Origin of the sequence: Streptomyces sp. NPDC058289, assembly GCF_042880975.1 — a bacterium.
GTDB classification, from domain to species: domain Bacteria; phylum Actinomycetota; class Actinomycetes; order Streptomycetales; family Streptomycetaceae; genus Streptomyces; species Streptomyces stoeckheimensis.
On sequence record NZ_JBHVYI010000137.1, the window covers coordinates 1 to 16,720 of the forward strand.

At 73.7% G+C, this 16,720-nt stretch carries 12 protein-coding genes; 10 read left to right on the plus strand and 2 right to left on the minus strand.

What is annotated here, in order from left to right:
- Positions 1–291: 291 nt before the first annotated feature.
- Positions 292–1,455, plus strand: a complete 1,164-nt coding sequence (locus tag ACFVX6_RS38300) for a cysteine desulfurase family protein (RefSeq protein ID WP_389699209.1) — start codon at positions 292–294, stop codon at positions 1,453–1,455.
- Between the two features lie 2 nt (positions 1,456–1,457).
- On the opposite strand, the gene ACFVX6_RS38305 is transcribed toward ACFVX6_RS38300, so the two are convergent.
- Positions 1,458–2,177: an N-acetylmuramoyl-L-alanine amidase gene (locus ACFVX6_RS38305; protein WP_389699210.1), complete on the minus strand. Its 720-nt coding sequence runs from the start codon at positions 2,175–2,177 to the stop codon at positions 1,458–1,460.
- 70 nt (positions 2,178–2,247) lie between these two features.
- On the opposite strand from ACFVX6_RS38305, the gene mnmA reads away from it, so the two are divergent.
- Positions 2,248–3,381, plus strand: coding sequence for a tRNA 2-thiouridine(34) synthase MnmA (gene mnmA, locus ACFVX6_RS38310; protein WP_389699211.1), 1,134 nt, complete (start codon positions 2,248–2,250; stop codon positions 3,379–3,381).
- Between the two features lie 86 nt (positions 3,382–3,467).
- Here the strand turns inward: mnmA and ACFVX6_RS38315 are convergent, their stop codons facing one another.
- On the minus strand, positions 3,468–4,391 hold the full coding sequence (locus ACFVX6_RS38315) for an NADP-dependent oxidoreductase (protein WP_389699212.1): 924 nt from the start codon (positions 4,389–4,391) through the stop codon (positions 3,468–3,470).
- 139 nt (positions 4,392–4,530) lie between these two features.
- Between ACFVX6_RS38315 and ACFVX6_RS38320 the strand changes: the two genes are divergently transcribed.
- The 8 genes from ACFVX6_RS38320 to ACFVX6_RS38355 all read left to right on the plus strand — a co-directional run bounded on the left by ACFVX6_RS38320 (position 4,531) and on the right by ACFVX6_RS38355 (position 16,514).
- On the plus strand, positions 4,531–5,511 hold the full coding sequence (locus ACFVX6_RS38320; protein ID WP_389699213.1) for a GlxA family transcriptional regulator: 981 nt from the start codon (positions 4,531–4,533) through the stop codon (positions 5,509–5,511).
- A 61-nt stretch (positions 5,512–5,572) separates the two neighbouring features.
- Entirely contained in the window at positions 5,573–8,947 is a 3,375-nt protein-coding gene (locus ACFVX6_RS38325; protein ID WP_389699214.1) for a S8 family serine peptidase, read from the plus strand.
- 111 nt (positions 8,948–9,058) lie between these two features.
- On the plus strand, positions 9,059–9,403 hold the full coding sequence (locus ACFVX6_RS38330) for a DUF1330 domain-containing protein (RefSeq protein ID WP_389699215.1): 345 nt from the start codon (positions 9,059–9,061) through the stop codon (positions 9,401–9,403).
- A gap of 121 nt (positions 9,404–9,524) precedes the next feature.
- The gene (locus tag ACFVX6_RS38335; RefSeq protein ID WP_389699216.1) at positions 9,525–10,214 is read left to right on the plus strand and encodes an SDR family oxidoreductase; all 690 of its coding nucleotides are present in this window, start codon (positions 9,525–9,527) and stop codon (positions 10,212–10,214) included.
- On the plus strand, positions 10,211–11,206 hold the full coding sequence (locus ACFVX6_RS38340) for a methionine synthase (protein ID WP_389699217.1): 996 nt from the start codon (positions 10,211–10,213) through the stop codon (positions 11,204–11,206). The genes ACFVX6_RS38335 and ACFVX6_RS38340 overlap by 4 nt, the downstream gene beginning before the upstream one ends.
- A 31-nt stretch (positions 11,207–11,237) precedes the next feature.
- Complete coding sequence (gene ligA / locus ACFVX6_RS38345; RefSeq protein ID WP_389699218.1) at positions 11,238–13,448, plus strand: NAD-dependent DNA ligase LigA; 2,211 nt, start codon at positions 11,238–11,240, stop codon at positions 13,446–13,448.
- A 388-nt stretch (positions 13,449–13,836) separates the two neighbouring features.
- Complete coding sequence (locus ACFVX6_RS38350; RefSeq protein WP_389699219.1) at positions 13,837–16,047, plus strand: putative bifunctional diguanylate cyclase/phosphodiesterase; 2,211 nt, start codon at positions 13,837–13,839, stop codon at positions 16,045–16,047.
- 5 nt (positions 16,048–16,052) lie between these two features.
- The gene (locus ACFVX6_RS38355; protein ID WP_389699220.1) at positions 16,053–16,514 is read left to right on the plus strand and encodes a nucleoside 2-deoxyribosyltransferase domain-containing protein; all 462 of its coding nucleotides are present in this window, start codon (positions 16,053–16,055) and stop codon (positions 16,512–16,514) included.
- Positions 16,515–16,720 lie beyond the last annotated feature (206 nt).

Genomic DNA, 16,720 nt, shown 5'->3' on the forward strand with positions numbered 1-16,720 from the left:
CGGGCGCAGCCCGGGACCGGCGGGTCAGGGCGCAGCCCTGGGAACGGTGGAAGGGCGGGTAGGGGACTCCGCCTGCGCAGCGCCACATCGACGGGTGGGGCCCCGCGTACTGCGCCCCCGATGCCCGGCGGGCCGGGCCGGGCCCCGCCTCACACCGGGCGCCCGGTGCGGGCCAAGCGGGCCGGGGCCGACCCGAACGGCGTGCCGCCGCGCGGCCGAGGGCTCCGTCAGTGGGCCGTAAGGCCCCGGCGGGGAACCGGGGGTGTGGGGGACTCGTAGAATCGGGGGATCATGGCCTACCTCGACCACGCCGCCACCACCCCGATGCTGCCGGAGGCCGCTGCGGCGATGACCGCGCAGTTCGGCGTCACGGGCAACGCGTCCTCCCTGCACGCCGCCGGCCGCCGCGCCCGCCGCACCGTCGAGGAGGCCCGCGAGGCCCTCGCCGACGCGCTCGGGGCCCGTCCGAGCGAGGTGGTCTTCACCGCCGGCGGCACGGAGGCCGACAACCTCGCCGTCAAGGGGCTCTACTGGGCCCGCCGCGACGCCGATCCCGCCCGGACCCGCGTCCTCGCCAGCCCCGTGGAGCACCACGCCGTCCTCGACGCCGTGCACTGGCTCGCCGAACACGAAGACGCGCAGGTCGAGTACCTGCCAGTGGACCGCTACGGGCGCGTGCACCCCGAAACCTTCCGCGAGGCGATCGAGCGCAACCCCGAGGACATCGCGCTGGCCACCGTCATGTGGGCCAACAACGAGATCGGCACCGTCATGCCGGTCGCCGAACTGGCCGCCGTCGCGCGCGAGTCCGGCATCCCGCTGCACTCCGACGCCGTCCAGGCCTTCGGGCAACTCGACGTCCGCTTCGGCGACAGCGGCCTCGCCGCCATGACCGTGAGCGGCCACAAGGTCGGCGGACCGTACGGGATCGGCGCGCTGCTGCTCGGCCGCGACCAGAGCCCCGTACCCGTCCTGCACGGCGGAGGCCAGGAGCGGCACGTCCGCTCCGGCACCCTCGACGTCCCGGCGATCGCCGCCTTCGCGGTGGCCGCCGTACTCGCCGCCGAGCGGCGCGAACGGTTCGCCACCGAGATCGGCGCCCTGCGCGACCGGCTCGTCGCCGCCGTGCTCCGCGAGGTCCCCGACGCGGTCCTGGGCGGCGACCCGGACGGCCGGCTCCCCGCCAACGCCCACTTCAGCTTCCCCGGCTGCGAGGGGGACTCCCTGCTGCTCCTGCTCGACGCCCAGGGCATCGAGTGCTCCACCGGCTCCGCCTGCACGGCCGGCGTGGCGCAGCCCAGCCACGTGCTGCTGGCCACCGGCACCGACCCGCGCCTGGCCCGGGGGACCCTGCGCTTCTCCCTCGGCCACACCTCCACGCAGGCCGACGTGGACGCGGTCGCCGCCGCCATCGGCCCGGCCGTGGCCCGCGCGCGCACCGCGGGACTGAGCTAGGCCTAGACCGTCTTGGCGCCCGCGGCGCCGGCCTCGTTGACCATGCGGAGGTAGCGGTCCCAGTCCCAGTGGCGGCCCGGGTCCGTGTGGTCGGCTCCGGGCACCTCGGAGTGGCCGAGGAAGTGCTTGCGGTCGGCGGGGATCCCGTACCGCCTGCAGACGTCCGCGGCGAGCCGCGCCGAAGCCCCGTACATCGCGTCCGTGAAGTCCTGCGGCCGGTCCACGAAGCCGACGTGCTCGATGCCGATGCTGCGCTCGTTCATCGAGCGGTTGCCCGAGTGGAAGGCGACGTCGAGTTCGCGCACCATCTGCTCGATGTGGCCGTCCTGGCCGACTATGTAGTGCGCCGACGCCCGGTGGAACGGATTCTTGAAGGCGTCCACCGAGGACTTGAAGCCGCCCTGGGTGACATGGACCACGATCCGGTCCACCCGGTAGTCGGCGGGCCGGTCCGCCAGCCGCCAGTTCGCCGGAGAGGCCGCCGTCCAGGAGGCCCCCGCGTGGTCCAGCTCGCCGTCCTTCCTCGGCTTGGACACCCCCGGCACCAGCCACCAGGCCCGCCCGAGCTCATCGCGCCCGGCGACCGCCGCGGCCGCCACCACCCCGAGCCCGCCGAACAGCACCGCCCTGCGGGTCCGCCCGCGCCGCTTGCCCCCCGCGCCCGCCTTGGCTCCCGCGCCCGCCCCGGCCCCCGTACCGCCCTTGTTGCTCTTGCTTCCCATGGTGATCCACCCCCTGCCACCGAGAACGCGCTGTGACCCCGCTCGGTTCCCCCGTACCCTGGACGGTGCTATGACTGAGAACCTGCCGAGCGTCCCCCGCCCCCTCCGCGTCCTGGCCGCCATGTCCGGCGGTGTGGACTCCGCCGTCGCCGCCGCCCGCGCGGTCGAAGCCGGGCACGACGTGACCGGTGTCCACCTCGCCCTCTCCGCGAACCCGCAGTCCTTCCGGACCGGCGCCCGCGGCTGCTGCACGATCGAGGACTCCCGCGACGCCCGCCGCGCCGCCGACGTCATCGGCATCCCGTTCTACGTCTGGGACCTCGCCGAACGCTTCCGCGAGGACGTCGTAGAGGACTTCATCGCCGAGTACGAGGCCGGGCGCACCCCGAACCCCTGCCTGCGGTGCAACGAGAAGATCAAGTTCGCCGCGCTGCTCGACAAGGCCCTGGCCCTCGGCTTCGACGCCGTCTGCACCGGCCACTACGCCACCGTCGTCCTGAACGAGGACGGCACGCGCGAGCTGCACCGCGCCTCCGACATGGCCAAGGACCAGTCGTACGTCCTCGGCGTCCTCGACGAGAAGCAGCTCGCCCACGCGCTGTTCCCGCTCGGCGACACCCTCACCACCAAGGAAGAGATCCGCGCCGAGGCCGAGGAGCGCGGCCTGGCCGTCGCGAAGAAGCCCGACAGCCACGACATCTGCTTCATCGCCGACGGCGACACCCAGGGCTTCCTGGCGAACCGCCTCGGCAAGGCCGAGGGCGACATCGTCGACGAGGCCACCGGCGAGAAGGTCGGCACCCACGAGGGCGCCTTCGGGTTCACCATCGGCCAGCGCAAGGGCCTGCGGATCGGCCACCCGGCCCCCGACGGCAAGCCGCGCTACGTCCTCGATATCTCCCCGGTGAACAACACCGTCACCGTCGGCCCCGTCGAGGCCCTGGACGTCACCGCCCTCACCGCGATCCGCCCCCGCTGGTGCGGCTCCACCGCCGCCGCCCCGGGTACGTACACCGCGCAGCTGCGCGCCCACGGCGGCGAGACCGAGGTCTTCGCGGAGCTGGTGGAGGGCGAACTGCGCGTCCGCTTCAGCGAGCCGGTCCGCGGCGTGGCCCCCGGCCAGGCGATCGTCCTCTACGACGGCACCCGCGTGGTCGGCTCCGCCACGATCTCGGCGACGACCCGGGCGACCGCGGGCGTCTAGGACCCCGTCGGGGCCGCTCCGGCGGCGGCCCCGGTCGGTCAGTCGGTCCGCCGGTGTGCCGGTCCCTCGGTCCCTCGGTCTGCCGGTCAGACCACCGTCAGGACGATCTTGCCGGTGGTCCGGCCCTGCTCGCCGATCTCGTGGGCCTTCGCGGCCTCGGCCAGGGGGAGCACCGTGTCGACGACCGGCCGCAGCTTCCCCTCCTCCACCAGGGCCGCGACGGCCCTGAGCCCCGCGTAGTCCGGCTCGACCAGGGTCCAGCCGGTGTGGAAACCTTCCGCCTCCGCCGGGACCTGGTCGGGGCCGGTCAGGGTGATCAGGTGCCCGCCGGGGCGCAGCACCTTCAAGGAGCGCGTCCCGTAGTCGCCGCCGATGCCGTCGATCACCACGTCGACGTCCGAGACCACGTCCTCGAAGGCGGTGGTCCGGTAGTCGATCATCTCGTCGGCCCCCAGGGACCGTACGAGGTCGTGCTTGGCGGCGCTCGCGGTGCCGATCACGTACGCGCCGAGCGCCTTGGCGATCTGGACGGCGAAGTGCCCGACGCCGCCGGCCGCCGCGTGCACCAGGACCCGCTGCCCGGCCTCGAGGCCGGCCGTGTCGGTCAGCGCCTGCCAGGCGGTCAGCGAGGCCAGCGGGAGCGCGCCCGCCTGGACGTGGTCGATCGCGGCGGGCTTGCGGGCGAAGTGCCGGGCCGGGGCCGTGACGTACTCGGCGTAGGCAGTCGCCTGGTGCGGGAAGCGCGGCATGCCGAAGACCTCGTCGCCCGGCCGGAACATCGTCACGCCGTGGCCGACCGCCTCGACGGTGCCGGAGACGTCCCAGCCGACGGCCGCGAGCGGGCCCCAGTGGATGAGGGCGCCGCCGGCCCGGGTCTTCCAGTCCACCGGGTTCACCCCGGCCGCGTGGACCCGTACCAGGATCTCGCCCAGGCCCGGCTCCGGGCGGTCCACCTCGGTCTCGGTCAGAACTTCGGGTCCGCCCCACTGGCTGACGACGATGGCGCGCATGAATGTCTCCCTGATCGTGCTCGGATTGCTGTCTCGTTCTGCTGTCACCTGCCGGTTTCCCCGGCCGATGGCACCAGCTTGGCCCCGAGCCGACCCGCGTGGTGGTGGCCGAATGGCCACCATGTGACAGAATCTGGCCATGCACCGTGTAGCCGTACTCGCCCTCGAAGGCGTCGCCCCGTTCGAGCTCGGCATGCCCTCGCGGGTCTTCGGGAACGCCCGCGGCGAGGGCGGGAGCTTCCTGTACGAGGTCACCGTCTGCACCCCGGACGGCCTGCCCGTGGCGACCGACGCGGGATTCACCATCGGCGTCAGCGCCGGGCCCGAGGCCCTCGCGGCGGCCGACACCGTGATCATCCCGCCCACCCACTCCATGCCCGGGCTCGTGCGCGGCGAGCCGCTGCCGCAGGCCCTCGCCGACGCCCTCGCCCGGATCCGTCCGGGCACGCGCATCGTGTCGATCTGCACCGGTTCCGAGGTCCTCGCCGCCGCCGGGCTGCTCGACGGGAGGCCCGCGACCACCCACTGGATCCACGCGCCCGAGTTCCGGCGCGCCTTCCCGCGGGTCGCGCTCGACGAGGACGTCCTCTTCGTGGACGACGGCGACATCCTCACCTCGGCCGGGGTCGCCGCCGGCATCGACCTGCTGCTCTACCTCGTCCGCGCCGACCACGGCAGCGCCGTCGCCAACCTCGCCGCGCGGCTGTGCGTGGTCCCGCCGTGGCGCGACGGCGGACAGGCCCAGTACATCGTCCGGCCCGTCCCCGAACCCACCGTCGCCACCACCACCGCCACCCGGGCCTGGGCCCTGGAACGCCTCACCGAGCCGATCGCCCTGGCGGAGCTGGCCGCCCACGCCCGGATGAGCCTGCGCACCTTCACCCGCCGCTTCCGCGACGAGGTCGGCATGACCCCGGTGCAGTGGCTCACCAGCCAACGCCTGGAAGTGGCACGCCAGTTGCTGGAGTCCAGCGACCTCCCCGTCGACCTGGTCGCCCACCGCTCCGGCTTCGGCTCCGGGAACTCGCTGCGCCAGCACATGCGTTCCGCACTCGGCATCTCACCGATCGCCTACCGGCGCACCTATCAGCCCAACTCCCCTGTTCTTGCGCACCATTGATGCTCTGTCAGGACATCGGCATACTGCGTGGCCCTGCTCTCTTCTTCTCGGGGGGAACCACGTGCGCAACCACCACGCCAGGGCGGGGGCGGCGGCCTCGGTCGCGGCCGCCGCCGCCCTCGCGCTCGCGGCGGGGCTGACCACCCCGGCCGCCGCAGCGCCCGCGACCGGCTCGTCAGGCACCGCGACCGGCGCGAAATCGGCCGCCCCACCGGCCCCGACCACCCGCGTCACCCTCGTCACCGGCGATCACGTCGTCCTCGCCGCCGACGGCCGGCCCGTCTCCCTCGAACGCGCCGAGGGCCGCGCGCACATCCCGTTCTCGGTGCGCACCGAGAACGGCCGCACCAGCGTCGTGCCGTACGACGCCCAGCCGCTGATCCGCGCCGGGAAGCTCGACCCGCGGCTGTTCGACATCACCGAACTGAGCCGCCCCGAGTACCTGGCCCGGCCCTCCGCCCGGCTCCAGCTGATCGTCGGCTACGAGGGCCCCGCCCCCGCCGCCCGGTCCGCCCTGCGGGCCACCGGAGGACTCGAGGTCACCCGGACCTACCCCACCCTCGACGCCGAGGCCGTCAACGCGGCCCCCGGGGACGCCGCAGCCCTCTGGGAGGCGCTCACCGACCCCCGCCGGGACGCCGGCGGCCGCACCGCCGCCCCCGGCATCGCCACGGTCTGGCTCGACGCCGTACGCACCGCCACCCTGGACAAGAGCACCCGCCAGATCGGCGCCGACCGGGCCTGGGCCGCCGGGTACGACGGCGCCGGCGTCAAGATCGCCGTGCTCGACACCGGCATCGACGCCACCCACGCCGACCTCGCGGGCCAGGTCGTCGCCGAACAGAACTTCTCCCGCTCCGAGGACGCCGTCGACCGCTTCGGCCACGGCACGCACGTCGCCTCCATCGCCGCCGGTACGGGCGCCCGCTCGGCCGGTGCCTTCAAGGGCGTCGCGCCCGGCGCGAAACTGCTCAACGGCAAGGTCCTGGACGACCGCGGCTCCGGCAGCGACTCCGGAATCCTCGCCGGGATGGAATGGGCCGTCGCCCAGGGCGCCGACATCGTCAACCTGAGCCTCGGCGCACCCGATACGCCGCAGCTCGACCCCGTCGAAGCCGCCGTGGACCGGCTCAGCGCCGAGAAGGGCGTGCTGTTCGCCGTCGCCGCCGGCAACAGCGGCCGCCGCGGCCCCGGCACCGTCCAGTCCCCGGGCAGCGCGAGCGCCGCGCTCACCGTCGGCGCCGTCGACGACGCGGAGGTCCTCGCCCCCTTCTCCAGCACCGGCCCGCGCCTCGGCGACGGCGGAGTCAAGCCGGACGTCACGGCGCCCGGCGTCGACATCACCGCGGCCGCCGCCCCCGACAGCGTCATCGACCGCGAGACCGGCCAGGACCCGGCCGGCTACCTGACCATCTCCGGCACCTCCATGGCCACCCCGCACGTCGCCGGGGCCGCCGCCCTGCTCAAGCAGCAGCATCCGGACTGGAAGGGCGCCGAGCTCAAGGGTGCACTGACCGCCTCTGCCCGGGGCGCCGCGTACACCCCGTACCAGCAGGGCACCGGCCGGATCGCCGTCGACGCCGCGCTGGGCCAGAGCGTGGTCGCCCGGGAGACGGCGCTGACCTTCGACACGCAGCGCTGGCCCCACGCGGACGACACCCCGCAGACCCGCACGATCACCTACCGCAACCTCGGCACCGCGCCCGTCACCCTCGACCTCGCCGTCACCGGCAGCGGCCCCGGCGGCGCACCCGCGCCCGAGGGCTTCTTCACCCTCGCCGCCCGGCAGCTCACCGTCCCGGCGGGCGGCACCGCAGAGACCGCGCTGACGGTGGACACCCGCCTCGGCGGAACGGCGGACGGCACGTACAGCGCGTACGCCACCGCCACCGCCGCGGGCGGCGGCCAGCGGGTCCGTACGGCCGCCGTCGCCGAACGCGAGGCCGAGTCCTACGACCTGACGCTCCGCCACCTCGGACGCGACGGGCAACCGGCCAAGGACTACGCCACCACCGTCCAGGGCGTCCGGGGCGGCGCGGCGGCCCGCCGCTTCGAGGCCCACGACGCCTCCGGCACCGTCACCCTGCGCGTCCCCAAGGGCGGCTACCTGCTCGACGCCGCCCTCGTCGTCGACCCGCTCGACCTCACCCGGGGCGCCGACTGGATCGTCCAGCCCCGGCTCGACGTCACCGCCGACACCACGGTCACCCTCGACGCGCGCACCACCCGGCCCGTGGAGATCACGGTCCCCTCGACGTCGGCGCAGGCCCAGTTCGTGATGCCCACGTACACGCTCAGCGAGGGCGGCGCCTCGTACGACTTCGGCTTCTGGCTCGACTCGCTCACGGGGTTCCGCACCCGGCAGCTGGGCCCGCCGCCCGCGGCCGGAACGCTCACCCAGCAGTGGGACGTGCACTGGCAGGACGGCGCCTCGGCGGAGTACCACGCGGTGCTGGGAGGCCCCGTACGGAGCTTCGCCACCGGCTACACCCGCCACCTGAAGCGCCGCGACCTGGCGGCCCTCGTGGTCGACCAGGGCGCCTCCGCCCCGGGCAAGGAGGGCGCGGTCGTCGCGATGGGCGCCCTCCCGGGCAGCCGCTCCGGGAGCTCGATGTCCGTGCCGAGGCCGCTGCCGACCACGGCCACGCTCTACGTGTCCACCCTCGACGGGGCGACCTGGGACCTCCTCTTCAGCCAGAGCTCCGGCCACGACGACAACGGCTTCCCGCGGGAGGAAGCGGCCTACGAGGCGGAGCCCGGGCGCACCTTCACCGGCGGCCGCACCTACCGCGAGCGGTTCAACACGGCGGTGTTCGCCCCCCGCACCGACGCCGAACACGGGGTGTTCCGCGACGGCGGCTCGATCGGGGGCTCCGTACCCCTCCTGGCCGACGGAGCGAACCATGCGGGCGGGTTCTCCGACGCCACCGGCAGCACCGTCCTGCGCCGCGACGGCGTCGAAGCGGGCCGCAGCGACACCCCGCTGGATGCGAGCAACCCCTTCCCGGTCCCACCGGGCGAGGCCTCCTACGAGCTCACCACGACCACCCGGCTGAGCCCGCGGCTCTCCGCCACCTCCTCCGAGACCACGGCCACCTGGTGGTTCCGCTCGAAGGAGACGGCCGAACCGACCCCGCTCCCGGTCTCGGTGGTCCGCTTCGACGCCCGCCCGGCCCTGGACGGCACCCTGCCCGCGGGCCGCACGGCGAACTTCCCGCTCACCGTCCAGGGCCCGGCGGCCACCGCCCGGTCCTCCCTCCGGGCCGAGGTCTCCTACGACGAGGGCCGCACCTGGCACCCGCTCCCCGTCCGGCACGGCAGGGTCGACGTCCGCACCCCCGCGAAGGGCGGCACCGTCTCCCTGCGCGGCACCGTCACGGACCGCGCGGGCAACAAGTCGGAGGTGACCGTCCTGCGCGCCTACCTCGCGGGCTGACGTCGGCCCGTCCGTCCGCACGCCGATGACCCCGGAGGTAATCGCTTCCGGGGCCACCGGCGGGCAGGATCGTCCCAACAAGCCGATCCCGCACGGAAGAAGAGGCCCGAGATGACCGCCTACGCCATCGGCCACATACGCCCCGAGACCATGAACGAGGACATCCTCCGCTACATCGAGGAGATCCAGGCCACCATGGACCCCTTCGAGGGCCGCTTCCTCGTCCACGGCCGCCAGGTGGAGGTCATGGAGGGCACCTGGCCCGGCACGATCGTCCTGATCGGCTTCCCCGACCTCGAGCGCGCGCGGGGATGGTACGCGTCGGAGGCCTACCAGGCGCTGATCCCGCTCCGCGCGGATCACATCGCGGGCGACATCATCCTGGTCGACGGCGTCCCCGCGGACTACGACGCCTCGAAGACGGCGGCAACCCTCCGCGAGGCCGCCGGCCTCTGACGCGGACCCGGGCGGGGTGGGCGGCCGGCCTGCGGGGCCGAGTCCGTGGCCGCGTCGCCGGAGCCGGAGCCGGATGCGGGCGCGGCGTGGGCAGGGTGGGGCACCTGCGAGCATGGGAGGCATGGCCACTCACCTGATCACCGGCGCCGGCTCCGGCATCGGCAAAGCCGTCGCGGACCGCCTGCACGCCCGCGGCGACGACCTCGTCCTCCTTGCCCGCGACGCCGCCCGTGCCCGGCAGCTCACCGACCGGTACCCCGGATCCAGCGCGCTCGTCGGGGACCTCGCCGACCCCGACCGGCTCTCGTGGGCCTTCTCCAAGCAGGCGATCCCGGAGCGGATCGACTCGCTCCTGCACATCGCCGGCATCGTGGACCTCGGTCCGGTGGGGGAGCTGCGCCCCAAGACCTGGCACCAGCAGCTCAACGTCAACCTGATCGCCCCCGCCGAGGTCACCCGGCTCCTGCTGCCCACCCTGCGCGCCTCCCACGCCACGATCGTCTTCGTGAACTCCGGCGCCGGGCTCGCCGCCCACGCCGACTGGAGCGCGTACGCCGCCTCCAAGCACGGGCTCAAGGCCCTCGCCGACTCCCTCCGGGCGGAGGAGAAGGAGAACGGCATCCGCGTCACCTCCGTCTACCCCGGCCGCACCGCCACCCCCATGCAGATGAAGGTCCGCTCCCAGGAGGGCGAGTCCTACGACGCCGCCGACTGGATCGACGCCGAGTCCGTCGCGACCACCATCGTGATGGCCGTCGACCTGCCCCGCGACGCCGTGGTCAGCGACCTCACCGTCAGGCCCGGCCGATGAGCACGAGCCCCACCGGCGGGGCCACCGGGGTCGGCTCGCTCCCCGGCGGCGACGCCCGCGAGGCCGCCAGGACCGTCACCGGCTCCTTCGAGGAGTTCCCGTACCTCGCCGAGCTGCCCGCCCGCGGCCCCGGCTCGGACATGATCGGCCGTTCCCTCGGGCTGCTCGTGGACATGTACGCGCACGTCGAGCCCAGCGGCTGGCGGATCAGCGACCGCCCCGGCCGCGACAGCAAGCGGGCCCGTTCCTGGCTCGGCGAGGACCTGGACGCCCTGGAGGAGTTCACCCAGGGGTACGAGGGGAAGCTCAAGGTCCAGGCCGTCGGCCCGTGGACACTGGCCGCCTCCCTGGAGATGCACGGCGGCGAGTCCATGCTCCAGGACCCGGGCGCCTGCCGGGACCTCGCCGGCTCCCTCGCCGAGGGCGTGCGCGAGCACCTGGCCGACGTGCGCAAGCGCATCCCGGGCGCTCGGATCACCCTCCAGTACGACGAGCCCTCGCTCACCGCGGTCCTGCTCGGCCGGGTGCGCTCCGCCAGCGGCTACCGCACCTACCGCGCCGTCGACCGGCAGGTCGTCGAAGGGACCCTGCGCGAGCTGTTCGCCGTCCACGACGGCGAGGTCATCGTCCACTCCTGCGCCCCCGAGGTGCCCTTCGCACTGCTGCGCCGCGCCGGGGTCTCGGGCGTGTCGTTCGATTTCTCCTTGCTCACCGAGCGCGAGGATGACGCCATCGGGGAAGCCGTCGAAGCCGGTACGAAACTCTTCGCCGGAGTGGTGCCCGGGACCGACGGCCCGTTGTCGGACCCGGGCGGTAGCGTCATGGGTGTCAGGAAGCTCTGGCGCAGGCTGGGGCTGACCCCGGGGACTCTGGCGGAGTCCGTCGTGGTCACCCCGTCGTGCGGCCTGGCGGGTGCTTCGCCCGCTTACGCACGGGCGGTTCAGGCGCACTGCGTCAGGGCGGCGAGGTCGCTCGCCGACAACCCTGAGTGATGGATCGAGACGGGTCACGGGAGGACACGGCATGGCAGCCGAACAGAAGCAGGGCAGCGAATCGACCGTACCGGCGGAACTGCGCGAGCAGCACGCGCTGATCGCCGAGCAGGTCGAGGAGCACCGCTTCCGGTACTACGTGAACGACCAGCCGGTCGTCAGCGACGCCGAGTTCGACAAGCTGCTGCGCTCGCTGGAAGCGCTGGAGGAGCAGTACCCGGAGCTGCGCACGCCCGATTCGCCCACCCAGAAGGTGGCCGGGGCGTACGAGACGGACTTCGCCTCCGTCGAGCACCGCGAGCGCATGCTCTCCCTCGACAACGCCTTCGACGACGAGGAACTGGCGGCCTGGGCCGAGCGCGTGGCCCGGGACGCCAACACCTCCGACTACCACTACCTGTGCGAGCTGAAGGTGGACGGCCTCGCCGTCAACCTCACCTACGAGAACGGCCGCCTGACCCGCGCCGCCACCCGCGGCGACGGCCGCACGGGCGAGGACATCACGCCCAACGTCCGCACCATCGCCGACATCCCCGACCGGCTGAAGGGCGAGCGGATCCCCGCCCTGGTCGAGATCCGCGGCGAGGTCTACTTCCCGATGGAGAAGTTCGAGGAGCTCAACGCCCGGCTCGTCGAGGCCGAGGGCAAGCCCTTCGCCAACCCGCGCAACGCGGCGGCCGGTTCGCTGCGCCAGAAGGACCCGAAGGTCACCGCGAGCCGCCCGCTGCACATGGTCGTGCACGGCATCGGCGCCCGTGAGGGCTTCGAGATCGAGAACCAGTCGCAGGCGTACGAGCTGCTGCACGAGTGGGGTCTGCCCACCGCCCAGCACAACAAGGTCGTCTCCACGCTCGCCGAGGTCCGGGAGTTCATCGCCTACTTCGGCGAGAACCGCCACTCGGTGGAGCACGAGATCGACGGCGTCGTCGTCAAGCTCGACGAGATCGCCCTCCAGGGCCGCCTCGGGTCCACCGCGCGCGCCCCGCGCTGGGCCATCGCCTGGAAGTACGCGCCCGAGGAGGTCAACTCCAAGCTGATCGACATCAAGGTCGGCGTGGGCCGCACCGGACGCGTGACCCCGTACGCCCAGGTGGAGCCGGTGACGGTGGCGGGCTCCGAGGTCGAGTTCGCGACCCTGCACAACCAGGAGGTCGTCAAGGCCAAGGGCGTGCTCATCGGGGACACCGTCGTGCTGCGCAAGGCCGGCGACGTCATCCCCGAGATCCTCGGACCGGTGGTCGACCTGCGGGACGGCAGCGAGCGGGAGTTCGTCATGCCCGCCGAGTGCCCCGAGTGCGGGACGGCGCTGCGGCCGATGAAGGAGGGCGACATCGACCTGCGCTGCCCCAACGGGCAGACGTGTCCTGCCCAGTTGCGCGAGCGGCTCTTCTACCTCGGCGGCCGCCAGAGCCTGGACATCGAGAACTTCGGCGCGGTCGCCGCGGCCGCGCTCACCCACCCGCTGGAGCCGGCCGAGCCGCCGCTGCGGGACGAGGGCGACCTCTTCGACCTCACCATCGAGCAGCTCCTGCCCATCAAGGCGTACGTGCTCGACCCGGACAGCGGGCTGCCCAAGCGGGACCCGAAGACGGGTGAGGAGAAGATCGTCACGGTCTTCGCGAACCAGAAGGGCGAGCCGAAGAAGAACGCCCTGTCGATGCTGGAGAACATCGCCGCCGCCAAGGACCGCCCCCTGGCCCGCATCATCAACGGCCTGTCGATCCGACACGTCGGACCGGTCGCCGCGGAGGCGCTGGCCCGTGAGTTCCGCTCCATCGAGCGGATCGAGCAGGCCACGGAGGAGGAACTGGCCGCCACCGACGGGGTCGGCGCGATCATCGCGGCCTCCCTCAAGGAATGGTTCGCCGTCGACTGGCACCAGGAGATCCTGCGCAAGTGGCGCGCGGCCGGAGTCCGGATGGAAGAGGAAGGTTCCGGCGAGGACGAAGGGCCGCGCCCGCTGGAGGGGCTGACCGTCGTCGTCACCGGAACTTTGCAGAGCCACACGCGGGACGGCGCGAAGGAGGCCCTGCAGAGCCGCGGCGCCAAGGTGACCGGGTCCGTCTCGAAGAAGACCTCCTTCGTCGTGGTCGGCGACAACCCCGGCTCGAAGTACGACAAGGCAGTGCAGTTGAAGCTCTCCATCCTCGACGACGCCGGATTCGCCGTCCTGCTCGAGGAAGGCCCCGACGCTGCGCGCGAGGCCGCGCTCCCGGTGGACGGCAACGCCGAAGCGGAGTAGCGAAGGCGAACGGATGCGTGGCGTGCGGCCGTACGAGCGGGCGCGCGCCGGGCGCGGCCGGCGGTGGCACCCGGCGCCGCACGGCCGGTACCCGGCCCATGCGAGGCCGGTACAAGGCTGGTGGCGGGCCCCCGGCCTGTCGGATCATCGGACGGGCGACCGGGGAGTCCTGGTCCAAACTCACCCGTTCGGCGGATACCGTACTGATGAGGATGGCTGGGTCGTATTCGGGCAACCGCCGCCGACCGCTGCCCCTGGGCGCCTCCCGCGTCCTACTGTTGAGGGGTGCGCCTGTCGTGCACGGCTGCTTGACGCGCTTCCAGCCGTGATGGCATGACATCGGGGCCATCGCGTGGCATCGGCATCGCCGGCTGTGAGAGGGACGGGCATGAAACCCACCGAAAGCGCCGACCCGTCACCAGATTTCGGCGGGGAGTTCCCGTCCTTGCGGACGGGCCGGCTCGGTGTCCTGGGCACCAGGACACCGCAATCGCGAGGGCTCGGCACCGGAGTGGGCGCGGGCCGGGCGGGCCGGCACGCCGCGCTGCCCTTCGCCATCGTGGGTCTCGCCGCCGTCCTGCTCGGCGTCGGCGTCATCACCGCACTGACCAGCCGTCACGCCCTGTTCCCCGGCGGCCCGGTCGGCTGGGCACTCGCCCTGCTCACCGGCATCATCGTCGGCCACCTCGTCGCCCTCGGCCGCGACCGCTGGTGGGGCGGCACCGGATCGGGCGCGGCCCTCACCCTCGGCGTCCTCATCCTCTACGGATGGGTCCCCGCCGGCCTGGTCTCCCTCGCCGTGGTCTCCCTCGTCGGCGCCGCCCGCAGGCACCGCTGGCGCCAGGGCCTGTTGCACGGAGCCACCGACATCCTCGGCATCGGCGCGGGCGCCCTCGTCCTCGCCGCGTTCGGGGAGTCGCCCTCCGTCGAGGCCCCGTGGCGGCCCACCGGCTGGGAGGCCGACGCGGTCCCCGAGGTCATCCTGGTCGCCCTCGCCTACCTGCTCGTCACCCGAGTCCTGCTGTGGCTCGCCCTCGCCCCGAGCGGCGGGGGACTGCCCACGGTCGCCCGCACCGCGCTGCTGCGCCAGGCCCTGGTCGCCGTCGCGCTCCTCGGCATCGCCCCGCTGATCTGCGCGGTCGCCGAATCGCAGCCGGTACTGCTGCCGCTGTTCGCCGTACCGCTGATCGCCCTGGACTCCACGCTGTGGATCGCCCGGGCCCGCGCCGAGGAGCAGCTGCGGGACCCGCTCACCGGGCTGCCGAACCGGCAGTGGCTGCTGGAGCGCGCCTGGAGCGCGCTCGACCAGGCCGAACGGTCGGGCACCCGCGCCGCGCTGGTACTGATCGACCTCGACCGCTTCCGCGCGGTCAACGACACCCTCGGCCACCTCGCCGGCGACCGGCTGCTCCTGCAGATAGCGGACCGGCTGCGCCAGGCCCTGCCCCAGGACGCGGAGGCGGCCCGCCTCGGCGGCGACGAGTTCGCCGTCCTCCTCCCCTTCACCGACTCGACCACCAGCGCCCAGCGGGTCGCCCGCAACCTGGTCGCCGAACTCAGCTCCCCCCTCGACCTGGACGGTCTGACCCTGGTCCTGGAGGCCAGCGCCGGCCTCGCCGTCTACCCCGACCACGCGCTGGACGCGGAGGGACTGCTGCGCCGCGCCGACGTCGCCATGTACCAGGCGAAGCGGGACCGGACCGGAGTCGAGGTCTACGAGTCCAAGCGCGACAGCAACACCCCCGACCGGCTCGGCCTCCTGGGCGACCTGCGCAGGGCGCTGGACGCGGGCGAGGTGGAACTGCACTACCAGCCGAAGGTCCGGTTCGACGGCAAGGTGGCCGGGCTGGAAGCACTGGTGCGCTGGGTGCACCCGGAACGCGGGCGGGTCTCGCCGGACGAGTTCATCGCGATCGCGGAGACCTCCGGGCTGATGCCGCACCTGACGGAGTACGTACTGGAGACCGCGCTCGCGCAGGTCGCCCGGTGGCGGGCCCAGGGACTCAAGGTCCCGGTCGCCGTCAACGTGTCGCCGCGCGACGTCCACACCCCCGGCTTCGCGGGCGCCGTGGCCGCGCGCCTCGCCCGGCACGGGGTCCCGGCGAGCGGGCTCCAGCTGGAGATAACGGAACACGTCCTGCTGGAGGACCCGCAGCGGGCCGCCGACACCATGGCCGGACTGACCGGCCACGGCGTGAAGATGTCGCTGGACGACTTCGGCACGGGCTACTCCTCCCTCGTCCACCTGAGGCGGCTGCCGGTCAGCGAACTGAAGATCGACCGGTCGTTCGTGGCGCGGCTCGCGGTCGACGCCCAGGACGCGGAGATCGTCCGCTGCACGGTGGACCTCGCCCACTCCCTCGGCCTGCTGGTCGTCGCGGAGGGCGTCGAGGACGACGAGACGTGGGAGCGGCTCCGGGACCTGGGCTGCGATGCCGTCCAGGGCTGGCTGGTCGCCGCCGCGATGCCGCCGCAGGAGGCGACGGCCTGGCTGCTGGCCCGCGGCGAGCGCGGCTGGCGGCGGCCGGCGGACATCACGGCGGAACTGGCCGCGGAGGCGGCGGCGCAGACGGCGGCCGCGGCGGCGCAGTCCCAGTGAAGTACGTGGAAGCACCGGCGGTGCACCGGCCCGCGCCCGGGGATCCGCCGTCCGTCTTCCTGGCGGGCGGGATCACGCACTGCCCGCACTGGCAGCCGGAGGCGGCGCGGGAGCTGGCCGACTTCGTCGTGCTCAACCCTCGGCGGACGGACTTCGACGTCTCCGACCCCTCACAGACGGACGTCCAGATCGCGTGGGAGTACGCGCACCTGCTGCGGGCGGACCTGACGCTCTTCTGGTTCCCCGCGTGCGAGGCGTCGCTGACGGTCCAGCCGATCACCCTCTACGAACTCGGCGCGGCCGCCGCGACCCCGGGGCGGCGGTTGGTCGTCGGCGCCGACCCGGGCTACCCGCGGCGCGCGGACGTCGTCACGCAGCTGGGCCTGTCCCGCCCGGACCTCACGGTCCACTCCACCCTGCCCGAAACGCTGGCCGCGGCCCGCGCCGAGCTGGCCACCCTCGCCTGACGCCTGCCCTGCGGGGCAAGGTCCCCGACCCGCCCTTCCACCGTTCCCCGGGCTCCGCCCGGACCCTGCCACGGGCGGGGCTGGATTTTCGCCGGCGGGGGCTGGGTGGCGCGGAGCGCCATTTCAGCCTCGCCGGCGTTTGAGGCGCGGGGTCTGGGGCGGTGCCCCAGGGGGGTCCGGGCGGAGCCCGGGGAACGGGGGAAGGG

What these genes read in the sequence shown, in the direction of transcription:
- ACFVX6_RS38300 (WP_389699209.1), top strand. Translation starts at nt 292, where the DNA reads ATGGCCTACCTCGACCACGCCGCCACCACCCCGATGCTGCCGGAGGCC.
- ACFVX6_RS38305 (WP_389699210.1), bottom strand. Translation starts at nt 2,177, where the DNA reads ATGGGAAGCAAGAGCAACAAGGGCGGTACGGGGGCCGGGGCGGGCGCG.
- mnmA (WP_389699211.1), top strand. Translation starts at nt 2,248, where the DNA reads ATGACTGAGAACCTGCCGAGCGTCCCCCGCCCCCTCCGCGTCCTGGCC.
- ACFVX6_RS38315 (WP_389699212.1), bottom strand. Translation starts at nt 4,391, where the DNA reads ATGCGCGCCATCGTCGTCAGCCAGTGGGGCGGACCCGAAGTTCTGACC.
- ACFVX6_RS38320 (WP_389699213.1), top strand. Translation starts at nt 4,531, where the DNA reads ATGCACCGTGTAGCCGTACTCGCCCTCGAAGGCGTCGCCCCGTTCGAG.
- ACFVX6_RS38330 (WP_389699215.1), top strand. Translation starts at nt 9,059, where the DNA reads ATGACCGCCTACGCCATCGGCCACATACGCCCCGAGACCATGAACGAG.
- ACFVX6_RS38335 (WP_389699216.1), top strand. Translation starts at nt 9,525, where the DNA reads ATGGCCACTCACCTGATCACCGGCGCCGGCTCCGGCATCGGCAAAGCC.
- ACFVX6_RS38340 (WP_389699217.1), top strand. Translation starts at nt 10,211, where the DNA reads ATGAGCACGAGCCCCACCGGCGGGGCCACCGGGGTCGGCTCGCTCCCC.
- ligA (WP_389699218.1), top strand. Translation starts at nt 11,238, where the DNA reads ATGGCAGCCGAACAGAAGCAGGGCAGCGAATCGACCGTACCGGCGGAA.
- ACFVX6_RS38350 (WP_389699219.1), top strand. Translation starts at nt 13,837, where the DNA reads ATGAAACCCACCGAAAGCGCCGACCCGTCACCAGATTTCGGCGGGGAG.